General features: G+C 54.3%; 14 protein-coding genes and 1 pseudogene. 11 read left to right on the top strand and 4 right to left on the bottom strand.

Features of this window, described 5'->3' with window-relative positions:
• The first annotated feature begins 1 nt into the window (after nt 1).
• The 4 genes from pdhB to ACVX3G_RS15060 all read left to right on the top strand — a co-directional run bounded on the left by pdhB (nt 2) and on the right by ACVX3G_RS15060 (nt 4278).
• Complete coding sequence (pdhB, locus tag ACVX3G_RS15075) at nt 2-979, top strand: pyruvate dehydrogenase complex E1 component subunit beta (protein ID WP_011230559.1); 978 nt, start codon at nt 2-4, stop codon at nt 977-979.
• Nucleotides 980-1051: 72 nt separating this feature from the next.
• Nucleotides 1052-2356, top strand: coding sequence for a dihydrolipoamide acetyltransferase family protein (locus ACVX3G_RS15070; protein ID WP_013145897.1), 1305 nt, complete (start codon nt 1052-1054; stop codon nt 2354-2356).
• Nucleotides 2357-2360: 4 nt separating this feature from the next.
• Nucleotides 2361-3773 carry a dihydrolipoyl dehydrogenase gene (gene lpdA, locus ACVX3G_RS15065; protein ID WP_011230561.1) on the top strand — a complete coding sequence of 471 codons (1413 nt, stop codon included), beginning with the start codon at nt 2361-2363 and terminating at the stop codon, nt 3771-3773.
• Nucleotides 3774-4035: 262 nt separating this feature from the next.
• The gene (locus tag ACVX3G_RS15060; protein ID WP_011230562.1) at nt 4036-4278 is read left to right on the top strand and encodes a hypothetical protein; all 243 of its coding nucleotides are present in this window, start codon (nt 4036-4038) and stop codon (nt 4276-4278) included.
• 25 nt (nt 4279-4303) lie between these two features.
• Here ACVX3G_RS15060 and ACVX3G_RS15055 read toward each other — a convergent pair whose 3' ends face one another.
• A complete protein-coding gene (locus ACVX3G_RS15055; protein WP_013145895.1) occupies nt 4304-4684 on the bottom strand; it encodes a DUF1885 family protein in 381 nt (126 codons plus the stop codon).
• A gap of 197 nt (nt 4685-4881) precedes the next feature.
• Here ACVX3G_RS15055 and ACVX3G_RS15050 point away from each other — a divergent pair, with 197 nt between their 5' ends.
• A complete protein-coding gene (locus tag ACVX3G_RS15050) occupies nt 4882-5007 on the top strand; it encodes a GapA-binding peptide SR1P (protein ID WP_011230564.1) in 126 nt (41 codons plus the stop codon).
• Between the two features lie 114 nt (nt 5008-5121).
• On the opposite strand, the gene ACVX3G_RS15045 is transcribed toward ACVX3G_RS15050, so the two are convergent.
• Nucleotides 5122-6594 (bottom strand): aminotransferase class I/II-fold pyridoxal phosphate-dependent enzyme, encoded by a 1473-nt coding sequence (locus ACVX3G_RS15045; protein WP_011230565.1) that lies wholly within the window; start codon nt 6592-6594, stop codon nt 5122-5124.
• Nucleotides 6595-6751: 157 nt separating this feature from the next.
• Here ACVX3G_RS15045 and ACVX3G_RS15040 point away from each other — a divergent pair, with 157 nt between their 5' ends.
• The 3 genes from ACVX3G_RS15040 to ACVX3G_RS15030 all read left to right on the top strand — a co-directional run bounded on the left by ACVX3G_RS15040 (nt 6752) and on the right by ACVX3G_RS15030 (nt 9059).
• Entirely contained in the window at nt 6752-7711 is a 960-nt protein-coding gene (locus tag ACVX3G_RS15040; protein ID WP_011230566.1) for an NAD(P)H-dependent flavin oxidoreductase, read from the top strand.
• A 259-nt stretch (nt 7712-7970) separates the two neighbouring features.
• Nucleotides 7971-8159, top strand: a complete 189-nt coding sequence (locus tag ACVX3G_RS15035) for a hypothetical protein (protein WP_011230567.1) — start codon at nt 7971-7973, stop codon at nt 8157-8159.
• A gap of 105 nt (nt 8160-8264) precedes the next feature.
• A complete protein-coding gene (locus ACVX3G_RS15030; protein ID WP_011230568.1) occupies nt 8265-9059 on the top strand; it encodes an inositol monophosphatase family protein in 795 nt (264 codons plus the stop codon).
• A gap of 50 nt (nt 9060-9109) precedes the next feature.
• Here ACVX3G_RS15030 and ACVX3G_RS15025 read toward each other — a convergent pair whose 3' ends face one another.
• A complete protein-coding gene (locus ACVX3G_RS15025; RefSeq protein ID WP_014195347.1) occupies nt 9110-9280 on the bottom strand; it encodes a DUF5325 family protein in 171 nt (56 codons plus the stop codon).
• A gap of 521 nt (nt 9281-9801) precedes the next feature.
• On the opposite strand from ACVX3G_RS15025, the pseudogene typA reads away from it, so the two are divergent.
• The 3 genes and pseudogenes from typA to ACVX3G_RS15010 form a co-directional block, all read left to right on the top strand.
• Nucleotides 9802-11546: pseudogene (typA, locus tag ACVX3G_RS15020) on the top strand (translational GTPase TypA); the annotation flags it as partial.
• Between the two features lie 189 nt (nt 11547-11735).
• Nucleotides 11736-12044: a YlaH-like family protein gene (locus tag ACVX3G_RS15015; protein WP_014195349.1), complete on the top strand. Its 309-nt coding sequence runs from the start codon at nt 11736-11738 to the stop codon at nt 12042-12044.
• A complete protein-coding gene (locus ACVX3G_RS15010; protein WP_011230572.1) occupies nt 12041-12322 on the top strand; it encodes a hypothetical protein in 282 nt (93 codons plus the stop codon). Before ACVX3G_RS15015 ends, ACVX3G_RS15010 begins: the two co-directional genes overlap by 4 nt.
• 60 nt (nt 12323-12382) lie before the next feature.
• On the opposite strand, the gene ACVX3G_RS15005 is transcribed toward ACVX3G_RS15010, so the two are convergent.
• The gene (locus ACVX3G_RS15005) at nt 12383-12583 is read right to left on the bottom strand and encodes a YlaI family protein (RefSeq protein ID WP_011230573.1); all 201 of its coding nucleotides are present in this window, start codon (nt 12581-12583) and stop codon (nt 12383-12385) included.
• Nucleotides 12584-12609 lie beyond the last annotated feature (26 nt).

The raw sequence follows: 12609 nt of genomic DNA, 5'->3' as shown, positions 1-12609 counted from the left end.
CATGGCGCAAATGACAATGGTTCAAGCGATCACCGATGCGCTGCGCATCGAGATGAGAAACGATCCGAACGTGCTGGTGTTTGGCGAAGACGTTGGGGTCAACGGCGGCGTATTCCGGGTGACCGAAGGGCTGCAAGCTGAGTTTGGCGAAGAACGTGTGTTTGATACGCCGCTGGCCGAATCGGGGATCGGCGGTTTGGCGATCGGCTTGGCCTTGCAAGGGTTTCGCCCAGTGCCGGAAATTCAGTTTTTCGGGTTCGTCTATGAGGCGATGGATGCGATTTGCGGACAAATGGCGCGCATCCGCTACCGCACTGGCGGCCGCTACCATGTTCCGATTACGATTCGTTCGCCGTTTGGCGGCGGCGTCCATACGCCAGAATTGCACTCAGACAGCTTAGAAGGACTCGTCGCCCAACAGCCGGGCTTGAAAGTCGTCATCCCGTCGACGCCGTATGATGCGAAAGGATTGCTCATCTCGGCGATCCGCGACAACGACCCGGTTATTTTCCTTGAGCATTTGAAACTGTACCGTTCGTTCCGACAAGAGGTGCCCGAAGGAGAGTACACAATTCCGATCGGCAAAGCAGACATTAAGCGTGAAGGGAAAGACATTACGATTATCGCGTACGGGGCCATGGTGCATGAATCGTTAAAGGCGGCGGCAGAATTAGAGAAAGAAGGCATTTCTGCCGAAGTCGTCGACTTGCGCACCGTGCAGCCGCTCGATATTGAGACGATCATTGGTTCGGTCGAAAAAACGGGCCGCGCCATCGTCGTTCAAGAAGCACAACGGCAAGCCGGCATCGCCGCCAACGTCGTTGCTGAAATTAACGAGCGCGCGATTTTAAGCCTTGAGGCGCCTGTATTGCGCGTCGCCGCGCCGGATACCGTCTATCCGTTCGCTCAAGCAGAATCGGTGTGGCTGCCGAACTTTAAAGACGTGATCGAGACGGCGAAAAAAGTGATCAACTTCTAATGTGGACAAGTCCGGGGGAGCGAAGCGCCTTCCCCCGCTCATTTTCGGCAAACGATAGGAGGTCGACCTACAGTGGCATTTGAATTTAAGCTGCCGGACATTGGCGAAGGCATTCACGAAGGCGAGATCGTCAAATGGTTCGTCAAGCCGGGCGATGAAGTGAACGAAGACGACGTGTTGTGCGAAGTGCAAAACGACAAAGCGGTCGTCGAGATCCCATCTCCTGTCAAGGGGAAAGTGCTTGAGATTCTCGTCCCGGAAGGAACGGTGGCGACGGTCGGGCAAACGCTCATTACGCTCGATGCGCCGGGCTATGAAAACATGACGTTTAAAGGACAAGAACACGAAGAAGTGAAAAAAGAGGAAAAAGCGGAAACGGTGTCGAAAAAGGAAATGGTTGAGACCGCTGCTCCGAGCGCACCGGCGGCCGAAGCGGAAGCCGACCCGAACCGCCGCGTCATCGCGATGCCGTCTGTGCGCAAATATGCGCGTGAAAAAGGCGTCGATATCCGCCTCGTCCAAGGCACGGGGAAAAACGGCCGCATTTTGAAAGAAGATATTGATGCCTTCCTCGCCGGCGGCGCGAAAGCCGCGGCTGAGCCGACGCCGCAAGCGGCGGAAGAGAAGGCAGCGCCGCAAGCGCCAGCGGCGAAACCGGTTGTGCCGGAAGGCGAATTCCCGGAAACGCGCGAGAAAATGAGCGGCATCCGTCGGGCGATCGCCAAGGCCATGGTGCATTCGAAACATACGGCCCCGCACGTGACGCTGATGGACGAAGCCGATGTGACGAAGCTTGTTGCTCACCGAAAAAAATTCAAGGCCATTGCCGCGGAAAAAGGCATCAAGCTGACGTTCTTGCCGTATGTCGTCAAAGCGCTTGTTTCCGCGCTGCGTGAATATCCGGTGCTGAATACGTCGATCGACGATGCGACGGAGGAAATTATTCATAAGCATTACTACAACATCGGCATCGCCGCTGATACGGATCGAGGGTTGCTCGTGCCGGTCATTAAACATGCCGACCGGAAGCCGATTTTCGCGCTGGCGAAGGAAATCAACGAACTCGCTGAAAAAGCGCGCGAAGGCAAACTGATGCCAAACGAAATGAAAGGCGCATCGTGCACGATCACGAACATCGGCTCAGCCGGCGGGCAATGGTTTACGCCGGTCATCAACCATCCGGAAGTGGCGATTCTTGGCATCGGCCGCATTGCCGAAAAACCGATCGTCCGCGACGGTGAAATTGTCGCTGCTCCGGTCTTGGCGCTCTCGTTGAGCTTTGACCATCGGATGATCGACGGAGCGACGGCGCAAAAAGCGCTCAACCATATCAAGCAGCTGTTAAGCGATCCAGAATTATTATTAATGGAGGCGTAAAACGATGGTAGTTGGCGATTTTGCAATTGAAACAGAAACGCTCGTCGTTGGCGCCGGCCCTGGCGGCTATGTCGCCGCCATCCGCGCCGCACAGCTCGGCCAAAAAGTGACGATTGTGGAAAAAGGAAATTTGGGCGGCGTCTGCTTAAACGTCGGTTGCATCCCGTCCAAGGCGCTTATCTCGGCAAGCCATCGCTACGAGCAGGCGAAGCATTCCGAAGAGATGGGCATCAAGGCGGAAAACGTCACGGTTGATTTCTCGAAAGTGCAAGAATGGAAAGCGAGCATCGTCAAAAAATTGACGGGCGGCGTCGAAGGACTTCTCAAAGGCAACAAAGTCGACATCGTCAAGGGGGAAGCGTACTTCGTCGACGCCAATACGGTGCGCGTGGTCAACGGCGATAGCGCGCAGACGTATACGTTTAAAAACGCGATTCTGGCCACCGGTTCGCGTCCGATCGAGCTGCCGAACTTCAAGTTTTCCGGCCGCATTCTCGACTCGACCGGTGCGCTCAACCTCGGGGAAATCCCGAAATCGCTCGTTGTCATCGGCGGCGGCTACATCGGCATCGAACTCGGTACGGCTTACGCCAATTTTGGTGCGAAAGTGACGATTCTTGAAGGGGCCGGTGAGATTTTATCCGGCTTTGAAAAGCAAATGGTGTCCATCATTAAGCGCCGTCTGAAGAACAAAGGGGTCGAAGTTGTGACGAATGCGCTCGCAAAAGGAGCCGAAGAGCGTGCAGACGGCGTGACGGTCACGTATGAGGCGAACGGCGAAACGAAAACGATCGACGCCGACTATGTGTTGGTGACGGTCGGCCGCCGACCGAATACAGATGAACTTGGTCTTGAACAAATCGGCATCAAAATGACGAACCGCGGCTTGATTGAAGTGGACCAACAATGCCGGACAAGCGTGCCGAACATTTTCGCCATCGGCGACATCGTTCCAGGCCCGGCGCTTGCTCATAAAGCGTCGTATGAAGGGAAAGTGGCGGCGGAAGCCATCGCCGGCCATCCGTCGGTAGTGGATTACATCGCCATTCCGGCTGTGGTCTTCTCCGATCCGGAATGCGCCTCGGTCGGCTACTTTGAACAACAGGCGAAAGAGGAAGGCATCGACGTCATTACGGCGAAATTCCCGTTTGCCGCCAACGGCCGCGCTCTGTCACTCAACGATACGGACGGTTTCCTGAAGCTTGTCGTCCGCAAAGAAGACGGCGTTGTGATTGGAGCGCAAATCATCGGCCCGAACGCCTCGGATATGATCGCCGAGCTTGGGCTGGCCATTGAAGCCGGCATGACGGCGGAAGATATCGCGTTGACGATTCATGCCCACCCGACGCTTGGCGAAATCGCCATGGAAGCGGCGGAAGTGGCGCTTGGCACGCCGATTCATATCATTGCGAAGTAACGGAAAACGAAGGTGCCCCAAACACAGCGGGGCACCTTTTTCCTGCGGTGCAATAAGCAGGGAACATCATCCAGAAGCAAGATGATTGGCAGAAAAGAAATGAATCTGCGGCGACAGCTGTATGTTCGCCTGTTGCTGCGCCCGGTCGACAGTCTTTTGTCCGAAGGAGCGGCCTGGTCCATTTCTTGTCCAATTTCCCATACTATTTTCCGCTCTCGCTTCATATCGTTATGGTAAAGAACAAGCGGGAGATGGAGTTGAAATGAAAGCTTACGTTGCATTTTTGATGCAGATGATGATTTGGAGCAGTTTCTCATTGATCGAGTGGCTGTCAGGAAGAGACCGCCTGTTTTTCCGCGGGCTGATGCTGTGCATCTTTATGTACATCGCGTTTTTGCTGGCCCGCCAGCTCGGCTTGGCGACGCGCAAGGCGGCGCTGACGACGATTGGGACGGCGGCGGTGTACTTTGCCGGTCAGCATGTCATTTGGCAGGCCGTTCAATAAAAAACAGCGGTCGAATGCCCGCTGTTTACGCGCTGCCAAACACCATTGTCCGGCCGCTGAACAAGTGCAGTTCACCGCCGAGCGTTTTCGCCAGCCATTTGCTGAATTCATTGGCCTTCCCTTTATCCCCATGCGTCGCCCCCGGCGGCAGTGCGATGTCAATGAATGTCTCTTCTCCAGCTGTTCGCACGGAAATCGCCATCCCTTTGTACAAGCGGCCGTCGCCTTGCAAGTAGAGAACGGATTCGTGTATGCGGACCGTATACGGGAAGGCGGCCTGTTCGTACGCCCAACCAAGCTGTTCCCCTGTCTTTTTGAGCGCCATCTGGTAGCGCTCGAGCAGCTGTTTGACGTCCTCGATGGTCATCGTTTTCCCCGCAGGCAGCTTTAGATCGGTGTTCATCATTCCTTCCCCTCCCACCATTTCCATTGCGTCTTTATCCTTATTGTACCATATGTTGGCGGACAATAAATGGAAAAAGGGCGTTTTCAAAAAAGTTCTTTTTTATTAAATGTGATATACAAATTAGGATTGACAATTGAAATGTGATATATTATTATGAAATCAACAAGCGAATTTATCATCACAAAGGGGTTTTGGGGATGGGCACGATCGTATGTCAAACGTGTGATGCGACGATTGCGTATTTCGAAGATGAAAAAGTGACAACGCTTTATGGGAAATGTGATTGCTGCGAGCATGACAATGAGGGCGGAGAAAAAGAATAAAACGGTCAAACCGATGGGGGAAAGGAACGGATAGAGGCGCGCATGTCGACAAGTCACATGCGCGCCGTTTATTTTTGGCAAACAAGCACAAGCCAGGCAAACCGGCTTGTGCGGTCAGCGGATCGGTTTATATTCCTTAATGACACGCAACGTCTGCAGCGTGTCGTCTTCCGGCCCTTGGACAGGGAGGCCGGCAGCCAAGTTCGTCTCAATATACTTCAAGTTTTCTTCCGTGATGATTTCGCCTGGAATAAAAATTGGAATGCCAGGCGGATACACCATCACAAATTCGGCGATGATTCGGCCGGCCGATTCGTGAAACGGCACGACTTCCGTTTCGGCGTAAAACGCATCGCGCGGCGTCAAGGCGAGCGCCGGGATGTCCGGAAGGAGCACTTTCGGCTTGATCCCTTTCTCTGCCTGATGGCTGAACTGCTTCGACAAGCGGCGGAGCGCTTCAACGAGCAGGCTCGCCTCCCGTTCGGTATCGCCCGGGGTGATGATGCACAAAATGTTGTATAAATCGGAAAGCTCGACTTCAATGTTGTACGTTTCGCGCAGCCACCGTTCGACGTCATGGCCGGTCAGCCCGAGCTCTTTAACCGAAATGATGAGCTTTGTCGGATCGTAGTCGTACGTTGCTTCCGTGCCTAAAATCTCTTCGCCGACGCAGTACAAATATGGAATCTCGTTGATTTGCCGGCGCGTCCAGTCGGCGAGTCGAATGGCTTTGTCGATGAGTTCACGCCCTTTCGTCGCCAACTGTTTGCGGGCGACATCAAGCGAAGCGAGCAACAAGTACGACGTTGAAGTCGTCGTCAGCATGCTTAAAATCGCCTGCACGTGTTTCGCGGAGACGAGTCCTTCGCGCACATTCAAAATCGAGCTTTGCGTCAGCGATCCGCCGAGCTTATGGACGCTTGTCGCCGCCATATCGGCGCCCGCTTGCATCGCTGAGAGCGGCAAGTCCTCATGAAAATGAATGTGCACGCCGTGCGCTTCGTCGACAAGCACCGGAACGTTGTACGAGTGGGCGATATCGACGATTTTTTTCAAATCGCCGGCAATGCCAAAGTACGTCGGGTTGATGACGAGCACCCCTTTGGCGTCCGGGTGCTGGCGGAGCGCTTTTTCCACTGCTTGCGGCGTAATGCCATGGGAAATGCCAAGCTCTTTGTCGATTTCGGGATGAATGAAAATGGGCGTCGCTCCAGAAAAGACAATGGCCGACATGACCGATTTATGGACGTTGCGCGGCACGATGATTTTATCGCCCGGCCCGGCGACCGACATGACCATCGTCATGATGGCGCCGCTCGTTCCTTGCACGGAAAAAAACGTATAATCGGCGCCGAACGCTTCGGCAGCGAGCTCCTGCGCCCGTTTGATCATCCCTTTTGGATGGTGCAAGTCATCGAGCGGGCTGATGTTGATTAAATCAATCGCCAAGGCGTTGTCTCCGATGAAAGCGCGAAACTCCGGATCCATGCCGGCCCCTTTTTTATGGCCGGGAATGTGAAATTGAACCGGATTTTTTTTCATATGCTCCAACAAACCGGTAAACAATGGTGTCTCGAGTTGCGACAATGGTTTTTCACACCTCTTTATCTCGAGGATAAAACAAGTGCATTATAGCATGGATTTTTCCGTTTGCAAAGAAGAAATGAATGGACGCTGAAAAAGGAAAACAGCGGTTCAAGAGAGAAATAAAAGAAAGACAAAACAAAAAGGGGGCGTTATCGAAATGAAATGGAGAACGAGGGTGACAGAGCTGCTCGGCATTACATATCCGATCATTCAAGGGGGACTCGCTTACTTGGCGTACGCTGATTTGGCCGCAGCGGTCTCGAACGCCGGTGGGCTCGGACAAATTACGGCGATGTCGCTCGATGGACCGGAGCAACTGCGCGAGGAAATCCGCAAGGTGAAGGAAAAAACCGATCGGCCGTTCGGCGTCAATTTCGCCATTGGCCAGCACGGCCGCCCGTTTGCTCATATGCTTGAAGCAGCGCTTGATGAGGGGGTGCCGGTCGTTTCGGTCACCGGCGGCAATCCAGCGCCGTTTTTTGAACAATTGAAAGGAACGAACGTGAAAAAGCTCGTGCTCGTTGCCGCCGTCCGCCAGGCAGTGAAAGCAGAGGAGCTCGGTGCTGATGCGGTGATGGTCGTCGGTCAGGAAGGGGGCGGGCATCTCGGCAAATACGATACTGGCACGTTCGTCCTTATTCCGAAAGTCGTTGACTCCGTATCGATTCCGGTCATCGCCTCGGGCGGCATCGCCGATGGACGCGGGTTGATGGCGGCATTGGCGCTTGGAGCGGAAGGGATTGAGATGGGAACGCGGTTTATCGCCACGAAAGAATGCGTTCATGCTCATCCCGCATATAAAGAAATGATTCTCAACGCCACCGAAAACGATACGGTCATCATTAAACGGTCGCTCGGGGCGCCAGGGCGGGTGCTGGCCAACGCCTGGGCGGAAAAAATATTGGAAATCGAGCGCCAAGGCGGTACGTATGATGATTTAAAAGAATATATTAGCGGAGAAGCGAACCGGCGCTTCATTTACGAAGGAAAGGTGGACGAAGGATTCGCTTGGGCCGGGCAGGCGATCGGGCTCATTCACGACGTTCCGTCCGTCGCTGAGTTGTTTGCCCGCATGATTGAAGAGGCGGAACAAATTCGGCGCCGTTGGGCAAACTAACGGTGGAGGTGGAACAATGGGTTATTCCTATCCATTTTCCTACGACTGGTCAACACAAGAAATCATTGATGGTCATAGTTCCCCTTGGATTATCGCTGTGGTATAATTCGAGCCACAACGGAAGCGCGGTAGGTAAACGCACAAATTAGTTGCATACACCCCTTTTTCCACATAATATAATATAAAACAAAATGAAGCAGCACATTCGTGACGGGCGCCGGAAGTTTAGCGGATGATAGGGAAAGGGGTGCGGATGAATATGAAAAAAACCGCCAATTCGCTGAAGCGACCAGATGGAGACAAACGCATGGCGGTGTTGCGGCTCGAACTCGATTACGAATTAGCGACGCTGTACGAGGCCATGATGGAAAACGATGAAGAAAAGAAAAAAGAGTGCAAACGGCGGCTTGAAAAGCTGCGCCAAGAACTGATGCGCCTTCAAGTATGATTCTGATTCAAGGCGAACCATCTTTCCGGTTCGTTTTTTTCTTGAGCGGTGTCCGCCCCCGTTCCGGTTGCGATCTATACATAACCGAAGGCAGGAGGAATCAATATGGCAGAAAAATGGGAAGAAATCGACCGATACGCCCGGCAATGGATCGACGAAGCAGGAAAGCGCATCCGCGCCTCGTTTGCAAAACAGCTGACGGTGGAAGCGAAAGAGAACCCGAACGACTTAGTGACGAACGTTGACCGCGCCATTGAGCAATTTTTCGCCGAGCACATCCGCCGCCAGTTCCCTAGCCACCGCCTGTTGGGGGAAGAAGGATTTGGCGACCGGATCGATGCCTTGGACGGCGTTGTTTGGGTGATTGACCCGATCGACGGCACGATGAATTTCGTTCATCAGCGGCGCCATTTTGCTGTATCGATCGGCATTTTTGAAGATGGCATCGGACAGCTCGGCTACGTGTATGACGTCGTGTTTGACGAACTGTATGCGGCGCAAAAAGGGCGAGGGGTGTTTTTGAACGGGGAGCCGCTTGGCCTCCTGCAGCCCGCGCCAGTGACGGAGTCGATCATTGCCATCAACGGGACATGGCTCATGGAAAACAAGCGCCTCGACCATCGCCCGCTCATGAGGCTGGCGAAAGAGGCGCGCGGCACGCGCTCGTATGGTTCAGCGGCGCTTGAGCTCGCGTATGTTGCCGCCGGCCGTTTGGACGCCTACATTTCGCCGCGCCTGTCGCCGTGGGATTTCGCCGGCGGGATGATTTTGATTGAAGAAGCGGGCGGAATGGTGACGACCCTTGACGGGAAGCCGCTGGATCTGCTTGGCCGCAATTCGGTGCTTGCTGCGAAACCTGGGGTGCACGAAGAAATTTTGCGGCGCTATCTTCACGATTGATGAGGCGCGAAATCGCGAAAACGGGACAAGCATCCAGCTTGTCCCGTTTTTCAACGCGTCCGTTTTTTATGGGCGAACCCGGCGCCCATGGCGGCGATCAAGATGACCGTGGAAGCGGCGATGCCGATCAAACTTTGCTCGGCGATGAAGACGCCGATCGCCATGATGGCGGCGACGGCAAGAATGGCGAGCAACAGCGGTACAGGCTCGATCCGTTTCATCCTATTTCGCGCAGGAGACTCCCACTTCAACGACCAAAGGGAGTAAGTGGGAGAGGAATGCGCGTTCCCCCTTTCTTTTCTATATGATAGAATAAAGGCGTGGAGAAAACCGTTCAATAAAGGCACTCCAATAGCTGCTACTCGATGTATGGAGTTGGTTGCAGGAAACGTTGCAACCGTCAAACATCGAGCGTAGGTCCGTCTGTTGTGTGTGGAAGCCAAGTACTGCCAACAGACACACCGAGAGAATCGGCAACGATGCAGGCATGACCTGCGTCGTTGGGCAGTCGTCAACCTGCCCCCTGATGCAACCCCAAGTCAAGGAAGGAGGACGAAGTCCGTTTGCACTTCTGGGGAGTGGCAAGCCCCCACTTCAAGCGTTCGCGAAGTGGGGGTAGTTGACTGGGTTGACTCCTTTCTGGCAAAGTGGGCGTCTTTTTCTAGTGTACAGGAAAACATGCCGATTTTCTATCGGTTGTGATATAATAGACAAGCAGTTTGCCGAACAGGAGTGACCGACATTGACGAACAAACGAATCGATCTCCGCAATATCGCGATCATCGCTCACGTCGACCATGGGAAAACGACGCTCGTTGATCAGCTGCTTCGGCAGTCAGGGACGTTCCGCGAAAACGAACAAGTCGCGGAGCGGGCGCTTGACCGCAACGATTTGGAGCGGGAGCGCGGCATTACGATTTTGGCCAAAAACACGGCTGTCTTGTATAAAGGAACGCGCATCAACATTTTGGATACGCCGGGACACGCTGATTTCGGGGGGAAGTGGAGCGGATCATGCGCCTTGTCGACGGCGTCTTGCTTGTCGTCGATGCGTATGAAGGCTGCATGCCGCAGACGCGGTTTGTGCTGAAAAAGGCGCTTGAGCAGCAGCTTGTGCCGATCGTCGTCGTCAACAAAATCGACCGCGAATTTGCTCGGCCGGCGGAAGTCGTTGATGAGGTGCTCGACCTGTTTATCGAACTTGGTGCTTCTGAGGAGCAGCTCGAGTTTCCAGTCGTGTACACATCGGCGCTGCGCGGGACGGCAAGCCTCGATCCGGATCGCCAGGACGGTGACATGACCGCCTTGTTTGAGACGATCATCGAGCATATTCCGGCGCCGGCGGACAACCGCAACGAACCGTTGCAGTTTCAAGTGGCGTTGCTCGACTATAATGAATATGTCGGACGCATCGGCATCGGCCGCATTTTCCGCGGCACGATGAAAACAGGCCAGCAAGTCGCTCTTTTAAAGCGCGACGGTGCCGTCAAGATGTTTCGTGTCACGAAGCTGTTTGGTTTTATTGGGTTGAAGCGGATTGAGATTGAAGAAGCGCACGCTGGCGACATCGTCGCGGTCGCCGGGATGGAGGACATCAATGTCGGTGAAACGGTTTGCCCGCCCGATCATCAAGAGCCGCTGCCGCCGCTTCGCATCGATGAGCCGACGCTCAAAATGACGTTTCTCGTCAACAACAGCCCGTTTGCGGGGCGCGAAGGCAAATACGTGACGGCGAGAAAGCTGGAGGAGCGGCTTCGCACCCAGCTGGAGACGGATGTCAGTCTGCGCGTTGAGCCGACCGAGTCGCCGGATGCGTGGATTGTCTCCGGCCGCGGGGAGCTTCATTTGGCGATTTTGATTGAAAGCATGCGCCGCGAAGGATACGAACTGCAAGTATCGAAGCCGGAAGTCATTCTAAAAGAGATTGACGGTGTCACGTGCGAGCCGATCGAGCGGGTCGTCATGGACATCCCGGAGGAATATACGGGAGCGATCATGGAGTCGCTCGGCAGCCGCAAGGGCGAGCTCGTCGATATGGTGCACGGCGACAACGGGCAAGTGCGTCTCGTCTTCCTTGTGCCGTCGCGTGGCTTGATCGGCTATCGGAGTGAATTTATGTCGTTGACGCGCGGATATGGAATTTTAAACCATTCGTTTGACCATTATGCCCCCGTGCAGCCTGGCGCAATCGGCGGCCGCCGCCAAGGGGTGCTCGTCTCGATGGAAACCGGAAAGGCGACGGCTTACAGCATTATGCAACTTGAGGATCGCGGCGCCATTTTTGTTGAGCCGGGCACTGAAGTGTACGAAGGGATGATCGTCGGCGAGCATAACCGCGAAAACGACCTGGTCGTCAACATTTGCCGCGAAAAACATGTCACCAACATGCGTTCATCGACGAAAGAACAGACGGCGACGATGAAAAAGCCGCGTCTGTTGACGCTTGAAGAAGCGCTCGAGTATTTGAATGATGATGAATATTGTGAAGTGACGCCAGCCTCGATCCGGTTGCGCAAAAAAATCTTGAATAAAAGCGAGCGTGAAAAGGCGGAGAAGAAAAAGAAAGCGGTTGAGCAGGCGAAATAGCCGGAAGCGCCATGCGCGCGTCTTTAGTTTGCGAACAATCGAAAACGCCTTGGAGAAGGGCGCTATTAGGATGAACGGGAGGGGAATGATGTGAATGTGCTCGAACGGCTCACGTTTTTCGCCTCGCTTTATAAGGTGCACGATAATCCCGAGCGAGGTATGTGGCTATTGTATGTGACAGTGTTGTTGCTTGCCGCGCTTGTGTATCGACTCGGTTTTGCCCGCCGCCTGCCGCTGTTGAAAAACGTCATCATTTACGTCTTGCTGGCGCTTGGCTGCACGGTTTTGACCTTTTTTGCCGTCTTTTTGCCGGTGGCAGAAGGATTGGCCGTCGCCGCCCTCGTATTAATCATTTATAAAGTGCGCCTGAAGCAGGCGAAAGAGGGAGAAAAGTCATGAAATCCGTGCAGGATGCCCTTTATAACTGGCTGACGATCCACATCGTCGCCAAAGCCCGTCCGCACGATGCGGCGGCGCGCGATACGGCCTCGTTTTTCCGCGCCATCTTGGAAAACGACTTTGGTGTGACGGCCGTAGACGCCGTCAAAGATGAAACGAATGGGCAATACATCGTCGAATATGTGCGCGGCGGGGAAACAAAGGCGGCGTGTTTCCCGCTTGAGCTGGCTGAGGCGATGTGGCGGCAGATCGAAGCCGAACCGGAAAAGTATGGATGATGACAACCAAAAAGGCGCGGAAAAGCGATCGCTCTTCCGCACCGTTTTTTTTTTGCAGGATCACCAATCATCGTCTGCGCGGCGGCCGCGATAGAAGCGGAACTTTCCTGTTGCCAGCCGCTGTTTCGTTTTTTCGGCGATGCGGTCGTGGCATTCGCGGCACATGTACGTGTGGATCGGGCGGTTGCGCAGCCGCTTGGCGAGCGGCGATTCATCGTCGATCGTATCGATTTGGTCGCAAAGCACGCATTTGACTCTCATTGTTCACCTCAATACATCCAAACGCG

It is taken from the genome of Geobacillus sp. PLS 41 (assembly GCF_056494105.1).
The sequence above is the reverse complement of the archived record's forward strand: the minus strand, read 5'-3'. Positions and strand labels throughout refer to the sequence as shown.